19 protein-coding genes are annotated in these 22,103 nt (G+C 34.7%); 4 read left to right on the plus strand and 15 right to left on the minus strand.

What is annotated here, in order from left to right; translation table 11 throughout:
- Window positions 1-125 precede the first annotated feature (125 nt).
- The gene (locus A4F88_RS23715; RefSeq protein WP_068845431.1) at window positions 126-527 is read right to left on the minus strand and encodes a DUF5958 family protein; all 402 of its coding nucleotides are present in this window, start codon (window positions 525-527) and stop codon (window positions 126-128) included.
- Window positions 528-759: 232 nt separating this feature from the next.
- Here A4F88_RS23715 and A4F88_RS23720 point away from each other — a divergent pair, with 232 nt between their 5' ends.
- Window positions 760-2,172, plus strand: coding sequence for an APC family permease (locus tag A4F88_RS23720; protein ID WP_068845432.1), 1,413 nt, complete (start codon window positions 760-762; stop codon window positions 2,170-2,172).
- A gap of 80 nt (window positions 2,173-2,252) precedes the next feature.
- Here the strand turns inward: A4F88_RS23720 and A4F88_RS23725 are convergent, their stop codons facing one another.
- The 5 genes from A4F88_RS23725 to A4F88_RS23745 all read right to left on the minus strand — a co-directional run bounded on the left by A4F88_RS23725 (window position 2,253) and on the right by A4F88_RS23745 (window position 6,752).
- On the minus strand, window positions 2,253-2,714 hold the full coding sequence (locus A4F88_RS23725) for a DUF1810 domain-containing protein (RefSeq protein WP_068845433.1): 462 nt from the start codon (window positions 2,712-2,714) through the stop codon (window positions 2,253-2,255).
- Between the two features lie 159 nt (window positions 2,715-2,873).
- A complete protein-coding gene (locus A4F88_RS23730; protein ID WP_068845434.1) occupies window positions 2,874-3,500 on the minus strand; it encodes an alpha-ketoglutarate-dependent dioxygenase AlkB family protein in 627 nt (208 codons plus the stop codon).
- Window positions 3,501-3,530: 30 nt separating this feature from the next.
- Window positions 3,531-4,901 carry an exonuclease domain-containing protein gene (locus tag A4F88_RS23735; protein ID WP_068845435.1) on the minus strand — a complete coding sequence of 457 codons (1,371 nt, stop codon included), beginning with the start codon at window positions 4,899-4,901 and terminating at the stop codon, window positions 3,531-3,533.
- A gap of 42 nt (window positions 4,902-4,943) precedes the next feature.
- The gene (locus A4F88_RS23740) at window positions 4,944-6,203 is read right to left on the minus strand and encodes a Y-family DNA polymerase (RefSeq protein ID WP_068845437.1); all 1,260 of its coding nucleotides are present in this window, start codon (window positions 6,201-6,203) and stop codon (window positions 4,944-4,946) included.
- 99 nt (window positions 6,204-6,302) lie between these two features.
- Complete coding sequence (locus A4F88_RS23745; protein WP_143155086.1) at window positions 6,303-6,752, minus strand: LexA family protein; 450 nt, start codon at window positions 6,750-6,752, stop codon at window positions 6,303-6,305.
- Window positions 6,753-6,850: 98 nt separating this feature from the next.
- On the opposite strand from A4F88_RS23745, the gene A4F88_RS23750 reads away from it, so the two are divergent.
- Window positions 6,851-7,624, plus strand: a complete 774-nt coding sequence (locus A4F88_RS23750; RefSeq protein WP_068845473.1) for an XRE family transcriptional regulator — start codon at window positions 6,851-6,853, stop codon at window positions 7,622-7,624.
- 64 nt (window positions 7,625-7,688) lie between these two features.
- On the opposite strand, the gene A4F88_RS23755 is transcribed toward A4F88_RS23750, so the two are convergent.
- The 9 genes from A4F88_RS23755 to A4F88_RS23790 form a co-directional block, all read right to left on the minus strand.
- On the minus strand, window positions 7,689-9,407 hold the full coding sequence (locus A4F88_RS23755) for an ATP-binding protein (protein ID WP_068845439.1): 1,719 nt from the start codon (window positions 9,405-9,407) through the stop codon (window positions 7,689-7,691).
- A gap of 88 nt (window positions 9,408-9,495) precedes the next feature.
- Entirely contained in the window at window positions 9,496-10,623 is a 1,128-nt protein-coding gene (locus A4F88_RS23760; protein ID WP_068845441.1) for a histidine kinase, read from the minus strand.
- 96 nt (window positions 10,624-10,719) lie between these two features.
- Complete coding sequence (locus A4F88_RS23765; RefSeq protein WP_068845475.1) at window positions 10,720-11,796, minus strand: porin; 1,077 nt, start codon at window positions 11,794-11,796, stop codon at window positions 10,720-10,722.
- A 442-nt stretch (window positions 11,797-12,238) separates the two neighbouring features.
- Window positions 12,239-12,793, minus strand: a complete 555-nt coding sequence (locus A4F88_RS23770) for a K(+)-transporting ATPase subunit C (RefSeq protein WP_068845443.1) — start codon at window positions 12,791-12,793, stop codon at window positions 12,239-12,241.
- Between the two features lie 162 nt (window positions 12,794-12,955).
- Window positions 12,956-14,989, minus strand: a complete 2,034-nt coding sequence (gene kdpB, locus A4F88_RS23775) for a potassium-transporting ATPase subunit KdpB (protein ID WP_068845452.1) — start codon at window positions 14,987-14,989, stop codon at window positions 12,956-12,958.
- A gap of 198 nt (window positions 14,990-15,187) precedes the next feature.
- The gene (gene kdpA / locus A4F88_RS23780; RefSeq protein WP_068845454.1) at window positions 15,188-16,909 is read right to left on the minus strand and encodes a potassium-transporting ATPase subunit KdpA; all 1,722 of its coding nucleotides are present in this window, start codon (window positions 16,907-16,909) and stop codon (window positions 15,188-15,190) included.
- 92 nt (window positions 16,910-17,001) lie between these two features.
- Window positions 17,002-17,079, minus strand: a complete 78-nt coding sequence (kdpF, locus tag A4F88_RS25270) for a K(+)-transporting ATPase subunit F (RefSeq protein ID WP_073075461.1) — start codon at window positions 17,077-17,079, stop codon at window positions 17,002-17,004.
- A gap of 166 nt (window positions 17,080-17,245) precedes the next feature.
- Complete coding sequence (locus A4F88_RS23785; protein WP_068845456.1) at window positions 17,246-17,527, minus strand: DUF7674 family protein; 282 nt, start codon at window positions 17,525-17,527, stop codon at window positions 17,246-17,248.
- A gap of 371 nt (window positions 17,528-17,898) precedes the next feature.
- Window positions 17,899-19,242 carry a sigma-54-dependent transcriptional regulator gene (locus A4F88_RS23790; protein WP_068845458.1) on the minus strand — a complete coding sequence of 448 codons (1,344 nt, stop codon included), beginning with the start codon at window positions 19,240-19,242 and terminating at the stop codon, window positions 17,899-17,901.
- A 173-nt stretch (window positions 19,243-19,415) separates the two neighbouring features.
- Between A4F88_RS23790 and A4F88_RS23795 the strand changes: the two genes are divergently transcribed.
- On the plus strand, window positions 19,416-20,651 hold the full coding sequence (locus A4F88_RS23795; RefSeq protein ID WP_068845459.1) for a polysaccharide deacetylase family protein: 1,236 nt from the start codon (window positions 19,416-19,418) through the stop codon (window positions 20,649-20,651).
- A 93-nt stretch (window positions 20,652-20,744) separates the two neighbouring features.
- Entirely contained in the window at window positions 20,745-21,752 is a 1,008-nt protein-coding gene (locus tag A4F88_RS23800; protein WP_068845461.1) for an LLM class flavin-dependent oxidoreductase, read from the plus strand.
- Window positions 21,753-22,103: the final 351 nt, after the last annotated feature.

A 22,103-nucleotide genomic window follows, 5' to 3' on the forward strand; every position in this document is an offset into this window, starting at 1 on the left:
GCTAAAACAACCGTTGAGAATATACTTTTTTGTTTAACTTGAAAAAGAGTGATTTTGAGAGAAAACCTTACTTTCAATAGAATGATTTGGTAATAGAAAAATGTTATTGATGAGGTATTCTTTAATTAAGATTCATGCCAGAAATGCCCACAGCCATTTTTACATTCAGTGTTCCGTCTTTCAGTGTCTAATATTTTAAAAATCCAAACCAAAGAAATTAATATTTTTATATGTTCGTTTTCCGGAAGTTCAACTAATTTGTTGAATGCTATTTTTGTAGGGAATCTTTTTAGAAGTACTATAGAAGTACAGGTTGGCTTTAATGGAATTGTACTTATGGCGTTTTGATACGTTTCTGAATTATAATCTGTTTTATTTGGAATAGCATTAAAAATGAAAAATGTTATAATGAGATGAAATCTCTCAAAATTATATTCAGGATGTTCTAATAATTGCTGTATACCAAGATTAAAATCTAATTTGTTTTGAGCAATCTTATTTATTATTTCTTCTTGTTGATTTATCATTGATTGTAATGAAGTTTTACTGCTGTTAAAGTTATAGAATATAGTTTTTGAATTCTAAAATAATATATGATCTTGTTTTAAAAGACCTGGATTGGGATTTAATTAAGGTCTTCAAATTTGAATTTTAGTTGAGGAATTCTAATTCATAAAGCAAATAATCTAAAATTTGTTATCTAAAATCTAAAATTTCAGAAAAAAGTATATCTTTAACCAACCCAAAAACCAAAAAAAAATGCAAGAAAACGACCAGGAAAATTTTAAAAGAGAACTCGGATTATTAGACGGAACTATGCTTGTAGTAGGTTCTATGATTGGATCCGGGATATTTATTGTAAGTGCTGATATCGCCAGACAAGTAGGATCTGCAGGATGGCTAACATTGATTTGGCTAATATCAGGACTAATTACAATTATAGCCGCAGTAAGTTACGGCGAGCTGAGTGCAATGTTTCCCAAAGCAGGAGGACAGTATGTGTATTTAAAAGAAGCATACAATAAATTAATTGCCTTTTTGTATGGATGGAGCTTTTTTGCAGTAATTCAAACCGGAACAATTGCAGCAGTTGGAGTCGCTTTTTCAAAATTCGCGGCTTATTTATACGAACCTTTTAGCGATGAAAATATACTTTTCGAATTAGGTGCTTTTAAACTTAATGCAGCACAGCTTGTTTCGATTTTTACAATTGTTTTGTTAACATATATAAACAGTAGAGGTGTTAAGAACAGTAAAATTCTTCAAACGGTTTTAACGATTATCAAAATTTTATCATTACTTGGGTTGATTGTCTTTGGGTTAACGCTTGCAGCAAAAGCTTCTGTTTGGGATGCAAACTGGGCAGATGCCTGGAATACACGTTTGTTTAATAAAGAAACCGGATCATGGTTACCAATTGGCGGAACAGCTTTAATTACCGGAATCTCAGCAGCAATGGTAGGCTCATTATTTTCCAGTGATGCCTGGAATGGTGTTACTTTTATTGCCGGAGAAATTAAAAATCCAAAACGTAATGTAGGTTTCAGTTTATTTCTTGGAACTTTTATCGTGACGATAATTTATGTATTAACCAATATTATGTATTTAGCTGTAATTCCGCTTGACGAAATAGCAACAGCAAAATCAGACAGGGTAGCAGTTGTGGCTTCACAATATATTTTTGGAAACATAGGAACACTTATTATCGCAATCATGATTATGATTTCGACTTTTGCCTGTAACAACGGATTAATTATGGCAGGGGCCAGAGTTTATTATACCATGGCAAATGATGGATTATTCTTTAAAAAAGCTTCTGTTTTAAATAGTTCAAGTGTTCCGGCATGGGCACTTTGGGCACAATGTATCTGGGCTTCGGCCTTATGTCTAACAGGAAAATATGGAGATTTACTGGATTTCGTAATCATCATCGTTCTGATTTTCTATATTCTGACAATTTACGGAATCTTTATTCTGCGTAAAAAAATGCCGAATGTCGAAAGACCTTATAAAGCATTTGGATATCCGTTTTTACCAATGTTATACATCATTACTGCAGCAGCAATTTGCGTTTCATTGTTAATTACAAAATTCTCAACTTGTGGCTGGGGAGTATTAATTATGGTAACCGGAATTCCGGTTTACTACTTAACAAAACCAAAAGAAGAATAGATATTTTTAAGAAGTTAACATAAAAAAAAGACACTGCTTACAACAGTGTCTTTTTGATACCAAATAATCTATTGAGGTTGTTATACAACAGCAGGCTCAACAGATGATTTTATAGTCGAATTAATAATAGATATAGTAAGTGGATCTGATTCTCCAGAGAAAAACGCCTCTAATACTTCCTGAAATATTGGATTGGTATTTTCTGCCATCGAAAAAAGTGTCATAGACGAACGTAGTTTTCGGGCATCTAAATCTCCAAAAATTCCATCAGCTGATTTTCTTCTAAAGGTTAATAACAGTTCTGAAATTTCTATAAGATGCTTCCCTAAAATAGGATGTTGCAAAAATTCTGAAGCTTCTTTTAGATCGGCAATCGCATAAAGATTTGAAGTATCACTAGTACCCAATCCTTTTATTTGAGGAAAAATGAACCACATCCAATGCGTTTCTTTTTTTCCTTTTTTAATTTCAGAAAAAGCAGTAAGATATAGTTTATTTTGCGCATCCAGGAAACGCATTAAATCATTGTTTGAATAAGCCATTATAATATTGTAATTTAAAAAAGGGTTGCAAAAGTAGTAAAAAAGAAAGGGTCTGCCTAATAAAAGGTGCATACAATCAGTAATTTAACTTTTTTCGACAGAATTTTCCTTATCGCTGTTGAGTTAAAAAAATGATGTTATTTTTAAGTTTTCAATAAATCATTCTCTCCGTTTAACTTGCCTGAATGTTAAGTTGATTCTAGGTAAAACATTTCGTGCTGTTTTAGGAACCTGATGTTGCCAGAAACTATTAGTTGTTCCTGCCATTAATAAAAAAGAACCGTGATGCAACGGAATTTCAATTTGCGGAATCTCCTTACTGTATTTATGACGAAGTTTAAACATTCTGGTTTCTCCAAAAGTTACCGAAGCAATAACAGGATTTGGTCCGGTATTATGTTCTTTGTCACTATGCCAGCCTACACCATCATTTCCGTTTCGATATAAATTTAAAAGCAGACTATTAAAATCAAGTTGGGTTTCTTTCTCTACACGGCTTCTGATCATTAACAATTCATAAGTCCAGTCAGGACCTTTTGGATCTGCACCCGGATTATCTTTGTCTTCATACCAGGAAATCATTCGGGGAACAGTATAAGTTTTATCGTAAATTTCCATTTCATATTCTCGCCATTTGGTTTTGTGAAGTATTCTGTCATAAAAACGATCAGATTCTTCTTTTGTGAAAAAATTATCGATCAAAATCAATTCAGAATCCGGAATGTCAAATATCTTTTTTCCTCCCAAACCTGCGGTAAATAATTCGGTGTCGTTAAATAGTGTCATAACTTTATTTTTTACAGCTCTATTTTTTATTTAATATTGTTTATTAAAGAATACTTTACCCGGATATTTTTCTGCAAAAGCAAAAATCAAATGTACCATGTATTGATTGCCTTTATAAGCCGTAACATAATTTTTTACTTCTGATGGATCATGAATCGAAGCATCAGACGGAATATATCCCATACCATAAAAATGTCCGTTTTGGATCCAGATACAACTGCGTTCATCTTTAGATCTTCCTTTATCTATAATCGCAAAACTCGGCCTGTTATTTAATAAAAAATCAATAGCATTGTCAACTTGCTCATTATGAAGCGAAACATCGGGTAAATCTTTAATATCATTTTGAAAAAAATCTCCCTCTTCAGATTTGGTATATTTACAGAAACGATGATCAATTTCAAACTTTTCAGCCAGGCTTCGCAGTAAATTAATACCATCATATTGACTGTTAAATTCATGAATGCAAACTTGAAATTTGCTTACTTTTCCAATAGCCAGATATTTATAACCGCTTCTTGCCTCATATTGATAAAGCCCAAATTTGGGTTCAAAACGCTTTAATGCCCTATTGTAGGTTGGCCAAAGCTTTTTAATTTCTGTGCATTCCAGCAAAAGCGCCATTAGTTCGGTTGCACAAATCTCAAAGGAAATTCCGTAAATGTCTCTTAAAAAATGTTGTCTTTGAGGATTAATATTATTACCGCTAAAATGAGAAGCCACACGTTTTTTTATGTTAATGGCTTTACCAACATAAATCACCTTTTTTGCCTGATTATAAAAATAATATACGCCTGGTTTTTCAGGTAAATTATTAAAATCATCAGGAGGTAAATTGGGCGGTAAACGCTGATCTTGTGCTGTTTTTTTGATCATTTTGTCGATTTCTCCTGCATCATCCCATTCCAGTAATAAAGAAAACAATATAGCTGTTGCGTCTGCATCTCCGCCGGCACGATGCCTGTTTTCTAAAGATATATTTAAGGAATTGCAAAGATTGCCTAAACTGTAAGAACCTAATCCCGGTTTGATTTTTCTTGCCGCACGAACGGTACACAATTTTCTTGCTGTCCATTTAAAGCCAGCCTGTTCCAGCTGATGATGAACAAATGAATAATCGAAGTTGACATTATGAGCCACAAAAACACGATCTGTAAGCATCTCTAATACTTTTTCTGAAATATCATCGAAAATAGGCGCATGAGCAACCATTTCGTTATTGATACCCGTTAAGCCAAAAATAGAGAGTGGTATGTCTTTTTCAGGATTTACAAGTGTTTCATAGCGGTCAATAACATTTTTACCATCATGAATGATAATGGCAATTTCTGTAATGCGGCTGCCACTGGCATTACCACCCGTGGTTTCAATATCGACTATAGCGTATTCCGTATTTTTCATCTTTATATAACGTAAAACCGATTGTTTTTCTGTTGTTTATATTTAAACTTTAACTGTAATAACATCTTTGAGTACAGTAGAAAACTTGGGAGATAATCTGTTCTGCTTCATTTTCCATTGCCGTCCCAAAGACTGCACACCGAATTTAATTTTATTATTACCGTAACTCCTGTTCATTTGATCAATTGCCCTCATTAGAGGCTGATGTTTAGGATTTGAAGTTTCGAATAAATTAAGCTGTGTTTCACTATTTGGCGTTAAGCCCATTACAATTACGCCAGCTTTTTTATAGCGATATCCTTTTTTAAAAATAGCTTTAAATCCTTTTTGCGCAGCCTCATTAAGTTCTATTGTCGAATTGGTCGGAAAATCAGTAGTAATGGTAATACTACGTGAATAGTGCGATGGCTCATTCTTTAGAAAACTAGTCTGTATAAAAACAGTTACCATATTACAGTGACACTCCTGACGTCTTAATTTTTCAGCACAGGAAGCTGTAAACGTGCTGATTCGTTCTGAGATTTCTTCATAAGTAGTATATCTTTTTTCGAAAGATCTCGTCGTGGCAATCATTTTACGGTCTGCGGCTTCTTCTAAGTCTAAGGTTGGTTTTCCTTCTAATTCATGTTTTAACCGAAGTCCAACGACAGACATTTCTTTTCTTACCCAGGCATCCGGAAGTTGGGTAAACTCATAAGCCGTGTTGATTTTTTTTAATTTAAGCCGCTTGGCATGTTTTCTTCCAATTCCCCAAACGTCTTCAATTTTACTCCACTTTAATGCTTTAATTCTTTTTTCTTCAGAGTCCATACAATAAACACCTTGTGTACGATCTGCAAATTTTCGGGCAATTTTATTCGCCATTTTAGCCAAAGCTTTGGTAGGCGCAAAACCTATGCTGACAGGAATACCTGTTCCTTGAGTGACTTCTTTTCGCATTTTTAAACCCAGTGCATTCAGATCAAATAAATCATAACCTGAAAATTTTAGAAAAGCTTCATCGATACTGTAAATTTCGATTTCGGGAGTATAAGTCTGAAGCAGGTTCATGACCCGATTGCTCATATCACCGTATAGCGGATAATTAGAAGAATAGACAAAAATGTTTTTTTCTTTAAAAATAGCTTCATACTTAAAAGCAGGAATAGCCATTGGTATGCCCAGCGCTTTAGCTTCATCAGAACGCGAAATAACACAGCCATCATTGTTAGAGAGAATAACGATAGGTTTTCCTCTTAAACTTGGCTCAAATACTCTTTGACAAGAAGCATAAAAATTGTTACAATCGACTAAAGCAAACATTTCTAAACGTGTTTTTTATTTCTATTTTGTCACCCTGAGCGAAGTTGGAAGGCTCCATTGTATAAAAGGTCTTCAACTTCGCTCAGACTAACAATAAACTTAAAAGGATTTAATACTGTGAATTACAATTCCCCAGATCACAAAATTGTTTTCCGGAGTTACTTTTATAGGCTGATAATCTTCATTTTCGGCAATAAGCCAGATGATGTCTTTTTCTATTTTAATACGTTTTACGGTAAATTCACCATCGATTTGGCAAACCGCAATTTTATTATTTTGCGGTTCCAGGCTTTTATCAATAATTAATAAATCGCCATCGTTGATACCGGCATTTTTCATAGAATGTCCTTTTACCCGGGCAAAATAAGTAGTGTATTTATGTTTGATGAATTCTTTGTTGAGATCAATCGATAGTTCGATAAAGTCATCAGCAGGCGAAGGAAAACCTGCGCTGATACCAACGTCAAAAAAAGGCAGTTTAACTTCAGAACTTACATCGGGAATGTATAATTCTATTGATTGTGTGGTATTTATATTTCTCAATTTCATGATTCCTTCAAAAAAATGTTTTTTTGTATAAAGCAAAATTAGTACAGTTGATAACATTTTTTCGTATATTTGCTGTTCCAAATTATAACAAATTAATTATGTCCTTATTTTCAGACAACATCAGAGCATTAAGGGTTAAGCATAAAATATCGCAGGAGAAATTAGCTGGAAACCTTAGCATTACAAGAGGAAGATACGTGAAATACGAAGACGGAACTTCGGAAGCACCGTACGACATTTTAAAGAAAATCGCCTTGTTTTTTCATACAAGTATCGATTTGTTATTGTCGGTAGATATTCGAAAAATAAACATCGAAAATTTAATAAAACTCGAAGGCAACCGACTTATTTTACCTATTCAGGTAGATAATTTTGGCGAAAATTATATCGAAATTGTATCTCAAAAAGCAAAAGCAGGTTATCTAAACGGATATGCTGATCCCGAATATATCGAAAGTTTACAGCAGGTTTCGCTTCCGTTTTTAGGTCCGGGCAAGCATAGAGGTTTTCCTGTAGAAGGAGATTCGATGCCACCACACGAAGATGGATCCATTATTATTGGACGTTACGTAGAAAGGCTGGGAGAGGTGATGGATGGAAGAACTTACATCCTGATTACCAAAAGTGAAGGTATGGTATACAAACGTCTCAATAAAAACAAAAAGAACACATTGGTTTTAGAATCAGATAATAGTTTTTATCCAAATTATGAAGTGAAAGCTTCTGATATTTTGGAGATTTGGGAATACGAATGCAACATTGGCCGATCAGATAAAAAACAAACTTTATCTGAAACTGAGAGTATGAAAGAATTGCTTCTTGAAGTAAAAAGAGAAGTGATGGAGATTAAAAATAATACTTCAAATACATAATTTTTTCGCCAGGAATTCACGAATTTTAATTTAAAATAATTCGTGAATTCCTGGCGAAAAAGTTTTAAACCTTCAACGAAAACCAAAACGCACTTCCTAATCCTAAATTACTTTCTACGCCAACGCTTCCGTTTTGAGCTTCTATAAATTCTTTGCTAATTGCTAATCCCAATCCCGTTCCGGATTTTTGACTTCCCGGAACCTGAAAATATTTATCAAAAACCCTGTCTTTATATCGAGTATCAATTCCTTTTCCGGTGTCGATAACCTGAAATACGATTTGATTATTTTCTTTTTTTAATTTGATGGTAATCGTGCTTTTTTCAGAAGAATACCGAATGGCATTCGATAAATAATTAATCAAAACCCAGCCCGTTTTTTCACTGTCGGCTTTCACGTCCTGAAGGTTTTCGTCAGTATCAATTAAAAGCTTAATTTGCTTTTGATCAGCCTGAACTTTTACAGCCTCAACAGCATAATTTACAATTTCATGCGGATTACTTTTTTCAATATTCAGCTGAATATTTCCGGTTTCTAATTGAGACAGATTAAGCAATTCTCCTGTAATTTTCAATAACCGCTGACTGTCATCTTTAATACTTTCAACCAATTGTTTCTGATCGTCGTTCATGTCGCCCGTTTTGGTATTTTCAAGCAATTGAAGACTAAGTTTTATAGAAGCAATTGGCGTTTTTAATTCATGTGAAACTGTAGCAATAAAATTAGTTTTAGCAAAATCCAGTTCTTTAAAAAGTGTAATATTTCGAAGAATGATTACATCACCAATATTGATTTCTTTCTCTTCTCCCGTTGGGATTATGGTAATGTTCAGAATTTCTTTTTCGAAATAGCTTTCTTTTCCGTGAGCATAAATTTTAAGAGGCTGTTTTTTTGGAGAATCAGTATCTTGTTTTAAAATCAAAGAACGAATCAAATCATTCGATAAAGCCAAATCTGAAGCTGATTTACCAATAACATCTTCCAGTTTAAGACCAATAATTTTTAACGCTTCATCATTAGCAAACAAAACAATTCCTTCATGGTCCAGACCAATAATAGGATCATGCATATTATTGATTAAAGTTTCCAGTCGTTTCTTTTCAAAGAAGAGTTTGTATAAATTACTATCGTTGTATTCCTGAAGTTTCTGTGCCATTGTATTGAACGATTTTGCTAAATCTCCATATTCGTTATGATTGGTAAAATGTACTCGTTCCGAATAGTTTTTATTAGCAATTTCCTTAATACTCAGTGTTAATTCTTTTATTGGATTAGCAATATTATTGGGCAGGTTAACCAGTAAATTAAAAGCGATTAAAAAACATAAAGTCCCCACGATCGCAATCCATAAATTGGCAGTTTCGGCGGTATGTTTAGCAATATCACTTTTCTGTTTTATGGCATCGAGATTGAGTTTCATTATCGAGAAAATGTCCTGTCTGATTTGTGTTTTTATTGCTTCATTAGAACCATTTTTTTCTAAAACTGCAAAGCTTTTTTCGAGACTGGCTGTTGCTTCTTTCTCTCCCGGTTCAGTAACATTCTGCGTTTGCTTTTGCAGATACTCTTTAAAAACATGAATCTTATCATCATTGCTCATTTTAATTTCGTCCAAAGACAAAATCATATTTCTGGAATACTCAAGCGTATTATAATTTGCTTTCAGAATATTCTCCGTGTCTGCTTTTATCAAAAAAACAGAATACCCGCTCACTAATGAAAGTATGATAATCATTAAAAATAATAATCCAACTCCCAGATTCAATTTAGTTTTAATTCTCATAATTTGTTTTTTATAGTAAAAAGTTAATCGTGAAATGTAAAAGGTATTTCACAAAAACATCTCACATTTTACATAAAACATTTCACATTTAAGATAAAATAACAAGGTCTACATTCGATAAAGACAAACTATTTAATAATCGTCTGAAAATCGTTGTAGACAAAATTACTTTAAATAAATTCAAATGAGGTTTTCCGATACAAACAGTTGTAATTTGTTTTTCTTCTACAGTTGTCAAAATAGCATTTGCAATATTCGGATTTTCAAGTTTAATAACTTCTGCGCCCAATTGTACTGCCAGTTTAAAGTTATTAATCAAATGTCTTTGTTTGTCTAATGCAATTCTCGTACTGCTTTCTTTAGGTGTTTCTACATACAAAAGATACCAGGATCCATTATAATAACTTGCCAGACGTGCTGCTTTTCTAATCACAATTTTGGCGGTTTTATCATTACTGCTAATACAGGCGAGTAGTTTTTCGTGTCGTAATGCATGCAAATTAGGTACCTCATTTTCTACTTTGCGAACCACCTGACTTGCCACTTCCTTTAAAGCCAGTTCGCGCAATTGCAGAATTTGTTCCGATTTAAAAAAATTAGTCAACGCCGTCTGAATTTTATCCGGAGTATAAATTTTTCCTTCTTTCAAACGTGCAATCAAATCTTCAGAAGTCAAATCGATATTCACCACTTCATCTGCCAATCGCAAAACATTATCGGGAATACGCTCCTGAACATCAATTCCGGTAATGCGTTTTACATCTTCATTCAAACTCTCAATATGCTGAATATTCACTGCCGAAATCACATTGATTCCCGCTTCCAGAATTTCCAGAACATCCTGCCAGCGTTTTTCATTTTTACTTCCTTCAACATTCGTGTGCGCCAATTCATCAACAATGACCACTTCGGGTCTAAGATTGATAATGGCCTGTACATCGAGTTCTTCCAGCTCTTTTCCTTTATAGAAAATGGTTCGCCGCGGAATTACGGGCAAACCAGATAAAAGTTCATGCGTTTCCTTTCGCATATGTGTTTCGATGTAACCAATTTTCACGTCAATTCCGTTCTTCAGTAACGAATGAGCTTCTTGCAGCATCCGGTACGTTTTACCCACACCGGCGCTCATACCAATATAGACTTTAAACTTTCCTTTTCGTGATTTCTGAATTAAATCGAGAAAGTGCTGTGCATTATTTTCTTTTTCTTCTTTCATGTTTTTTTGCCACTAAGGCGCTAAGGCGTAAAGTTTTTTTAGCCACGAATTCACATTTTTATTTAAAATAATTCGTGAATTCGTGACAAATGAATCCTAGAAGCTAATTGCCAGCGAAGTCGTTACAAACGTATTTGTATCCGTTGGGAGATTGTCTTTTGTAAATATTTCATCTTTACTCGAAAGATTTCTAGCCTCTAATCTAAACATTACATTATCAGTAACTAAGTAATCAAAGTTAGCTGAAAATCCGTAAGTTTTAAAACCATTTGGAGTTCCTGTTGTAATAATCACTCCTTTTTCGTCACTATAATATTCGCCACGTGCTGCAAGCTGAATTTTATCAGTTGGTTTGTATTGCAGAATAACAACTGGCGAAAACCAGGTATCGTATTTAGTACTGTTTTTAGCCGACTGTTGCGAACCAACATCAAAACCAGCTGTTACGTTTGTTTTTTCCGTTATTTTAAATTGTCCGTAAAAGTTATTAAAGTAACGCCATTTTTTGTCAATATCCGGTTGCTCGTTTCCAATATAAGTACTCCAGTTCAAAACCACTTTGTTTGATGGTTTGTAAGTAATCTGGGTTCCAAAAGCTGGTGTTTGATTCCCTTTTACTTTCTCAATACGCTGCCAACCGTTCAAATACATTCCTGCCAAATACCATGCTCCGGACTCAGAGGTGTAACCAATTTTTACTCCCGTTTCATAATAAGGAGAGTTTTCGGCCAGAATGCTTCGGGTCAAAGTCTGGCAATCTTTTCCAATTGCACTTTCAAAACCTATATGTGCCGGCATGATTCCCGCATCGATCCATAAATTGTGACTTTGCGAAATCTTTACACCCACATTCGCTTCGTATACATTTTTCAATAAACCTTGTTCAGCCGCCATATTATATTCGGCGTAAGTTCCGGCCATTAACGCAAAATTCCCACGAACATTGCCTTTGTTGTAATTCACTTTTGCCATACCTAAATTAATATTCACTTCATTACTCTTATTATAATTGTAAAAAAAGTTTGGGCGTGTATGATTATCCGGTTTTCCAAAATCATAACTATAATAAGTATCTATATATCCCGAAAACGTAAACGGGCTTTTTGTTTCTTCCTGAGCATGTAAATTGCTAAAACCAAAAACGATTAAAGCGGTAAGTATTATTTTTTTCATTTTGTTAGTCATTGCGAGGAACGAAGCACTCGAGCGTCAGCGAACTGAGCGTAAGCTAATCTCATCCTCATAAGGTTATTTATTAAGTAGATTTTTTAGGAGCTATTTCCCGCTATCCGTTTCAATCTTTTGTGCCGAACCCCGGCACAAAAGGATTTTCACTACTATCGGGGCTAGGGCATTTGGGGTAAAAAAGGCGTTTTCGTTTCCTGCAAGGTTTTCAAAACCTTGTAGGTATTTAATTTTTTACGTTTTTGATTCAACGGCTAGTTTTGTCATTTCGACGAAGGAGAAATCTTCGCAAGTAGCTCCGCAAAGAATGTCAATCTGTGTCGATCTTGCAACGAAGATTTCTCCTTCGTCGAAATGACAAGAATACGCATAGAAAACTTGGAACCTCAGTGTCTTAGAACCTTAGCGGCTCAGAACCTCAGAACCTTTTCTAGCGAAGCGCATCCAAAGCCACATTCAATTCCAATACATTTACAGTTGGAGTTCCCATAACTTTTGGTGTATTGATGTTTGCTTCAACCAAAGCTTTTACTTTATCTTCAGATAATTTTCTTTCTTTGGCAACACGTTTCACCTGAATCAAAGCGCCTTGTGGAGAAATATTCGGATCCAGTCCACTTCCGGAAGCAGTCACCATATCTGATGGGATCTCCGATTTTTTCAAATACGGATGAGCTACTAAAAACGTATCAATTCTTTTTTGAACCAAAGCCAGATATTCAGCATTACTTGGTCCTTTATTACTTCCGGCACTTCCGGCAGCATTGTAATCCACAGCCGAAGGTCTTCCCCAGAAATAATTTGGCTTATCGAATTTCTGACCTATTTTTTGGTATCCAACCACCTTTCCGTTAACCGAAATAGTTTCTCCTTTTCCGTGATTTGGAGTAAATTGTGCAATTCCGTAAATCGCAAGAGGATAAATGACTGCAAACAGAACTAAAGTAAGCAGTGTAAGTTTTAAGAGTGAAAATATAGTTTTCATTTTTTTGAGATTCTAAGGGACTAAGTTGCTAAGGTTCTAAATTTTTTCTGAGAAGATTAGCAATCTAAAGTCTATGTTTTTAATTTGAATTTTTGAAAGTTCCTGAATTTTGCGACTCTAAGAAAAAACCTTAGTATCTTAGAGTCTTAACATCTCAGAACCTTAAATAAAAAGTGCAACAAGCAAGTCAATTAATTTAATTCCGATAAAAGGGACAATCAATCCGCCCAAACCATAAATCAACAGGTTTCTTTTTAGAATGGCACTTGCGCCAATTGGTTTATAATCAACACCTCTCAAAGCAAGCGGAATCAATATCGGAATGATAATCGCATTAAAAATTACAGCTGATAAAATGGCACTTTCAGGACTATGCAAACGCATGATATTTAAGCCTTCAAGCGCAGGAATCGCAGTAATAAAAAGAGCAGGAACAATAGCAAAATATTTCGCAACGTCATTTGCAATAGAAAAAGTAGTTAAAGTTCCCCGAGTCATTAAAAGCTGTTTACCAATTTCAATAATCTCAATTAATTTCGTTGGGTCATTGTCAAGATCGACCATGTTTCCGGCTTCTTTCGCAGCCTGAGTTCCGCTGTTCATTGCAACACCCACATTCGCTTGCGCAAGGGCAGGAGCATCGTTCGTTCCGTCACCCATCATGGCAACAAGTTTACCCAGGTTTTGTTCGTTTTTGATGTAGTTCATTTTATCCTCAGGTTTTGCTTCGGCAATAAAATCATCAACACCGGCAGCTTCAGCAATAAACTTTGCCGTAAGCGGATTATCTCCGGTAACCATCACTGTTTTTACGCCCATTTTTCTCAATCGGTCAAAACGTTCTTTCATTCCCGTTTTAATGATATCCTGTAATTCGATAACACCCTGAACCTGATTGTTTTTAATTACAACCAATGGTGTTCCTCCTTTAGACGAAATATCAATTACTTTTTGAGCAATATCATCAGGAAAAGAATTTCCGGCTTGTTGGGCAATATTTTTTGCAGCATCCTGAGCACCTTTTCTAATGTTGGTTCCGTCTTTTAAAACAACTCCGGAAGTTCTGGTTTCAGCAGTAAATTTTATTAAAGTAGCACCTACAATAGATAATTTACTGGCAGTTTCGGCACCTGCCAGTTCCACGATACTTTTTCCTTCCGGAGTGTCATCTGCTAGTGAACTTAACACAGCAGACTTTATAAAATCCTCTTCAGTAACACCTTTTGCAGGATAGAAATTTGTTGCTTTTCTGTTTCCAATGGTGATTGTTCCGGTTTTATCCAAAAGCAATACATCAATATCTCCGGCAGTTTCAACCGCTTTTCCGGATTTTGTAATCACGTTAGCACGCAACGCTCTGTCCATTCCCGCAATACCAATCGCAGAAAGTAAACCACCAATTGTAGTTGGAATCAAACAAACGAATAGCGCAATAAAAGCCGCAATCGTGATGGGTGCATTGGCATAGTCGGCAAACGGTTTTAGCGTAACGCACACAATCACGAAGATTAAAGTAAATGCGGCTAATAAAATGGTTAATGCAATTTCATTTGGTGTTTTCTGACGGCTTGCACCTTCAACCAAAGCAATCATTTTATCCAGAAAGCTTTCGCCAGGCTCTGAGGTTACGATTACTTTAATCTTATCAGACAATACTTTTGTTCCTCCGGTTACAGATGATTTATCCCCACCAGCTTCCCGAATTACAGGAGCACTTTCTCCAGTAATGGCACTTTCGTCAATGGTAGCCAGACCTTCGATAATTTCACCATCAGTTGCAATTAAATCACCTGATTCACAAACGAAAATATCACCTTTTTTCAATTCAGATGAACTGATGTTTTTGATTTCTCCGTTAGGCAAAATTTGTCTTGCCGGAGTTTCTTCACGTGTTTTTCTTAAACTATCCGCTTGTGCTTTTCCTCTGGCTTCGGCAATAGCCTCAGCAAAATTGGCAAACAAAAGTGTTATCAGTAAAATTAAAAACACAATTAAATTATAGATAAAACTACCCTGATCCTGTGCTCCAAGTAAAATGGAAACACAAACAGCAAACATAATGGCAGTTCCTATTTCAACGGTAAACATTACCGGATTTTTGATCATCATTTTTGGATTCAGCTTCACAAAAGACTGCACTAAGGCTTCTTTTACTTGCTTACTTTCAAACAACGATGTGGATTTATTAGTTGTCATTTTTTAAATTTTATTTATTAAGCTGATAATCCTTTAAACACATAGAGACATAGATTTTACTTTGAGATCAAGACATTTTATTTAAAATATAAACGCATAGCTATGTGTAAAAACTAGTTTTTTAGAATACCCTTTTTATTGATTTTTTATTTCTATGTTCCTATGTGTTTAAAATGTCCAGCATTAGAAAATGAATTGTTATTTTAAAGTAAAATATTCTGCTAACGGACCAAGCGCCAACGCTGGGAAGAATGATAAAGCGGCAATAATCGCGATCACGGCAAAAACCATTACACCAAAAATCGAAGTATCAGTTTTTAAAGTTCCGGCACTTTCAGGAATGTATTTTTTACCAGCTAATAATCCTGCAATTGCCAATGGTCCAACGATAGGAATAAAACGACTTAACAGCAATACAATTCCTGTAGTAATATTCCAGAACGGATTGTTATCGCCCAAACCTTCAAAACCAGAACCGTTATTAGCAGCACTCGAAGTATATTCATATAACATTTCAGAGAAACCATGATTTCCGGGATTGTTTAGCCAGCCTGTTGCGTTTCCGTTAAACCAATAACCCATCGCTGTATCATGTGCTGCAAAATAAGATGCTAAAGCAGTTCCTGATAATATTAATAAAGGGTGAAGAATGGCAATAAAAGCAGCAATTTTAACTTCCCGGGCTTCGATTTTCTTTCCTAAAAACTCAGGTGTTCGACCAACCATTAATCCGGAAATGAATACAGCCAGAATGATGAAAATGTAAAAGTTTAGAATACCAACACCACAGCCGCCATAAAAAGCATTGACCATCATAGATAATAATTGCATAGCACCCGATAAAGGCATTGAACTATCGTGCATACTATTTACAGAACCTGTAGAAATTACAGTTGTAGCAATACTCCAGAAACCAGAAATAGCAGGTCCAAATCGAACCTCTTTTCCTTCCATAGCTCCGGTTGTTTGGGTAATTCCCATTTTCTCGATAGCAGGATTTCCATTCATTTCACTCATAACTGTTGGAATAACCAGTAGTAAGAATCCAACCGTCATGACGCCAAAAATCACATAAGATAATTTTCTTTTCTTTAGGTAAAAGCCTAAAGCAAAAATCATAGCAAACGGAACAATTAATTGTGACCAAAGCTCCACAGCATTTGTAAAATAAGTAGGGTTTTCTAATGGATGTGCTGAATTGGCACCAAAAAATCCACCACCATTTGTACCTAAATGTTTAATGGCAATAAAAGCAGCAGCTGGTCCGCGGGAAACTTCTACATGATCTCCTTGTAAAGTTGTAATAGCATCTTTACTATCAAAATTCATTGGAGTACCGCTGAATGCTAATATAGTAGCTACAATTACTGAAAGTGGTAATAATATACGTGTACAACTTTTGATGAAATAGTTGTAAAAATTCCCTAATTTATCTGTGGTTCTCTCTTTCATTGCAGTAAAAATCATTGCAGCTGCAGCCATACCAACACCAGCAGAAACAAATTGCAAGAACATTAAGAACATTTGTGACAGGTAAGAAACACCACTTTCGCCAGAATAATGCTGTAAGTTACAGTTTACAACAAATGAAATGGCAGTATTAAAGGCCAGATCCGGGCTCATGGATGGGTTATTGTCTGGATTTAAAAACAACGATCCCTGAAAGAGTAAAACAAAAAAGCAAAGAAAAAACCAGATCATGTTAATACTTAAAAGTGCTTTTAAGTGTTGTTTCCAGTTCATTTCTTCAGAGGAATTAATACCGCTGATTTTAAAAATAAATTTTTCAATTGGATTGAAAATCGGATCAAACAATGTTTTATCGCCCAAATAAACTTTAGCGATATATTTCCCTAACGGAATGGCTAAAACTATCGAAACAATAAAAATACTGATGACGCCTAATAATTCTGTGTTCATAATTTTTTAAATTTTAGTGAAATGTCAGATGTGATTGGTAAAAGGAGATCGACGTATAACATCTAACATCTCACTTATAACTTTTAACATCATTAAAATTTTTCGGGTTTGATTAATACATAAACCAAATAGCCGAAAACGGCGATGGAAACAATAAATAGTGCAGTCATGATTTAGATTTTTTCAAAAAATTCAACTGATTTAAAACAGATTGCAAATAGCACAACAGCCAATGCGAGTAAAAGAAAAGTGATTAACATATTAAATGATTTTAGATTTGTGAAATGTGAGATGTGTCAAAAAGTGAAATGCATTTTACATTTCACAAAAGACATTTTACACACCAGAAGTATTAATTTGTTTGATATATTCAGCTTTTAGCGTTTGAGGGAAAAGATGTGAAATGTTGCAGTGACGAACTTCCATAAAAGAAGAAACAGAGAAAACATACACATTAGAAATGGCATTTTTAGTTTCGATACTTCCGCTAACGAATAAGCGTTCAGCAAGTGCCAGACATTTTTTTGCCCGAACAATATTGCCGGATATTATAGATCTTTTGGTAATCTCAGCAAAGCGTTCAGCTTGTTTGTAGATTGAAGTGACTTGATTTTTCATGAGAATGAATTTTTGTGTTCTACCTCCTTATGCCAAAAGATGTTCCGAAAAAGTCAAGTTGCAGTTAAAGTGCTGTCAATAAAAGAAATATAGTTTTATGCCAAAAATCAGGTATAAAAAAAGCCTATCAAAATGATAAGCTTTTATTAAAATGATAAGCATTCGAATTTATATTTTGAATTTTAAAAAGTCCCAGTGGGACGCCATATTTATAGAAAAATAGAAATAGTATTATTAGAGCCCCATCGGGGTGATATATTTTTGAATTGTGCAGGCTCTCCGTTGGAGCTTTTTATCATTAACAATAAATATGATACTTCTCTAAAGCTTTAAAACTTGTAATTGAAATTGAAATTTGATTTTTGCAATTGTTATTGAATACTATATTCCTCCAGTTTTCGATATAAAGTCGCAATGCCAATTTCCAATAATCGCGCCGTTTCAGCTTTATTACCTTTTGTATAATTTAAAACCTTCTGAATATGTAGTTTTTCAACACTCTGCATTGAGAAAGCCGACATAGGTTTAGTACTTTTTTCTGTTTGATGTTGTATTTCATATGGTAAAACATCAGAAGTTAAAGTGTCACCATTACTTAAAATAACAGATCTTTCGATAATGTTTTTAAGTTCCCGAATATTTCCCGGCCAGGAATAATGTTCTAATTTCTCAATAAAGTCATCAGTTATATGCAATGCTTTTTTATTGGTCTTTTCAGAAAATTGTTGAGCAAAAGAATAAGTTAAAAGAGCAATATCCTTTATTCTTTCACGTAAAGGCGGGAGTTTAATTTCGAAAATATTCAATCGAAAATACAAATCAGAACGAAAACGATGTGCTTCACTTTCTTCTTTTAAATCTCGGTTTGTAGCAGCAATTAATCTGAAATTTGATTTTTTAGGAGTTGTATCTCCAATCGGAATATATTCGCTGGTTTCTAAAACACGTAATAATTTAGCTTGAAGCTCTATTGGCATTTCTCCAATTTCATCCAGAAATAAAGTCCCGCCGTTAGCTTCTTCAATAAAACCCTTTTTATCTTTCAAAGCTCCTGTAAAAGCACCTTGTTTATGTCCGAATAATTCGCTTTCGAGAATTTCTTTGCTAAAAGTACTGCAGTTTAAAGCCACAAAAGATTTTCCAACACGATTGCTGTTTTCATGAATTGCCTGTGCAAAAACTTCTTTTCCGGTTCCCGTTTCTCCGGTAAGTAAAACAGTTGAATCAGTTTTGGCTACTTTTTGAGCTAAATCAATAATTTGTTCAATTCCTTTAGATTTTCCAATTATAGTATTAAAGGAATATTTATCGCCAATTCGTTTTTCGAGTTGTTTTACCTTTTTCTGTAAATGTACTTTTTCAACGGCTTTATAGAGTAGCGGAATAATTTTATCATTATCATCACCCTTTACAATATAATCAAAAGCACCATTTTTCATTGCCTGAACACCATCAGGAATATTTCCAAAAGCAGTCAGCAAAATAACTTCTGTAAGCGGAAAACTTCCTTTTATATTTTGAAGAAAATCAACACCATTTCCGTCAGGTAATTTTACGTCACATAAAACCACATCAACATCAGTTTGCTCCAGTTTTTTAAAACCTGATTTTAAATCCTTAGCTTCGATAACTTCAAATCCTTCTGATTTTATAATGCGTGCCAACAGACTTCTAAGTTTTTCTTCGTCGTCTATAATTAAAATTTTATGTGTCATTTTGAGGAAAAGTCTAGGGTGGAGATTTAGTTTAGAGATACAAATTTAGTTTTTAAATCATTTAACTTTTTTGATTAGTCAAAAAAACTTAAGAAAATTCAATCCTCAAAAATGTTATGTTTTGCTTTGTCAAAAGAAATGTATCTTTAGGAGCTTTAAATCAGTTATCTTAAATGAAAATACCACAACTTCAAACAAGACTGTTTTTGTCTTTCATATTTCTTATTATTAATGGAGTGTTTTTCTGTTCAGCAAACAATATAAGTAGAGTAATAGATCCTCCAAAATCGAAATTAATTTCATTCAGACTTAAATTAAAATCGGCTGAAAAAATAAAAATCGAAACAGCAGCTTTAAAATTCAATAAGCACTTAGCATATAGTTTTACACTAGATGACGGATACAGATCTGCTTATTTAACCGCTTTCCCTTTATTGAATGGAGGAAAAATCAGTTCAAAAAACAGAAGTGAGTGGAAAAATGACCAGGGCGGAGACGGAACAACATCAAAAGGACTTTTTTATACAGATGGTTTACGAAATAAAATACCATTCAAATTAGGGCTAGCCATTAATGGAGCAGCAATTGGTAACTTGCCCGCCAACCGTGGGCATCTTTCCTGGGATGAGGTAAAAGAAATGTACAATGCAGGTTGGGATATTTTGAATCACGGTTTTCATCACGCGACCAAACACGGAACCAATTTTTTAACCGAAGTGACAGAAAATACAACTTCAATACAACAAAATTTAAGTTTTACCATGTCACAGTTTGTGGTTCCGGGCGGAGAAAGCGATCCGGGCTATCAGTTAGAATACGAAAGAGACGCACTTGCAAATGGCTCTTTCTCCGTTGCATCTTATGTAGGTTCCGGACCCGTAATTAATGTAAAAGAAAAAGTAAATCTCGATAAGATGATTTATGCACGAACTTTTGTTCAAAGTTCAAAAGATACCATTGATTTTAAAACCATGGATCGTTATTTGAAAACCTTAGATTCAGTGGCAAAATTACCAAATCCAATTTGGTATAACGAATTCACACACGGAGTTGGAAATGAAAATCTATGGTCACTAAGTATGCGTTTTCCTGATTTTAAATATTATATGACAAACATTGCCAATAAATATGGTGTAAATGGTAATGATTCTATTTGGATGGCACCCTGGCAGGAAGTATATGAATATATTTGGCTTCGGGACAGAACGAAAATCGAGTATAAGCAAACAGAAAAAGAAGTTTTAGTAACGATTCTGATTCCTGAAATTCCCGAAACATTTAGATATCGGTCGATTTCATTAGCTGTTAATACATTATCAAAATTTGAAATAGAACAAAATTCCACTGACTTTACGATTTATCATGACGGAAAAATCAATCATAAACTAATTACGATTCAATTGAAATAATATTTGTAGCTACAAATATTATAATTCTATTAACATCAAAGAATTCAGGCTTTGTATCAAATGAAGTAATTTTGCATAAAAGCTACATTATATATGAAAGACCCAATTTCAATCTCAATATTAGAATTAGCTATCATCACCCAGGATAGCAATGCACCCGAAACATTTCAAAAAACAAAAGAAATAGCCCAACTTGCAGATAACTTAGGCTATAAGCGTTTTTGGCTGGCAGAACATCATAATATGGCACACGTTGCAAGTTCCGCGACTGTAGTCTTAATTGGTTATATCGCCAGTTATACAAAAGACATACGTGTGGGTTCCGGCGGAATCATGTTACCAAATCACTCTCCTTTAATAGTAGCTGAGCAATTTGGAACATTAGCAACACTTTATCCAAACCGAATTGATTTAGGATTAGGAAGAGCACCCGGAACAGATCAGCCCACTGCCGAAGCAATCCGAAAAGACTTTTTTGAGCAGGCACAGCGATTTCCGCAAAACGTGACCAGACTTCAGGACTATTTCTCAGTAGAAAATGCTACAGCCAAAGTTCGAGCTTTTCCTGCCGAAGGGACAAACGTTCCAATCTGGATTCTGGGTTCAAGTATGGAAAGTGCAGCACTTGCTGCTGCCTATGGTTTGCCTTATGCATTCGCAGGACATTTTGCACCACGCCAAATGATACAGGCTTTTGAGTTCTATCGCGAGAACTTTCAGCCTTCAGAAGTTTTAGATAAACCCAAAACAATGGCCTGCGTTAATATTATTGCAGCAGATACAAACGAAGAAGCTGAGTTGCTATCAACCAGTTTGTATCAAATGTTCCTTAATCTAATACGCAATGACCGCAAAGGGCTTCAGCCACCAGTTCCGTCACTAGATGACATCATGAGCGAAGAAGAACGTTTTCATGTCAATCAAATGACCGCATGCACCTTCACCGGAAACAAAGAGCAGCTCATAATAGATCTTAAAAAATTCATTAACTATGCGCGAGTAGACGAGTTAATGGCGACAAGTCCAATTTTTGATCATCAGGCCAAACTCAAAAGCATTCACATTACAAAAGAAGTAATAGATGATATCAACAATATATAAGGACAGTTTTCTCTCCTATATATAAGGTAAGATTTCAAACCCCGAACCCGACAGTTTTAAAAAAGCTGTCGGGTTTATTTTTTGTATACATATATTATGTATATATAAGAGTGACTATGTCCGGCTGAGCAAAGTCGAAGCCTTTGGAATTTGAATTTTAAAATTCAGAATTTAGTTTTAGGATCAGGAGCTTAATCCCGCTATTCGTTTCAATCTTTTGTGCCGAACCCCGTCACAAAAGGATTTCCACTACTATCGGGGCTAGGAGAGCAGTTTTCAAAAGAAACATTCGAGACAAAAGAAAAGAAAAACCGCCAAAAAAATCAAAACTTAGTGACTTCGCGTCTCTGC

The organism is Flavobacterium chilense, from assembly GCF_001602525.1.
GTDB classification, from domain to species: domain Bacteria; phylum Bacteroidota; class Bacteroidia; order Flavobacteriales; family Flavobacteriaceae; genus Flavobacterium; species Flavobacterium chilense.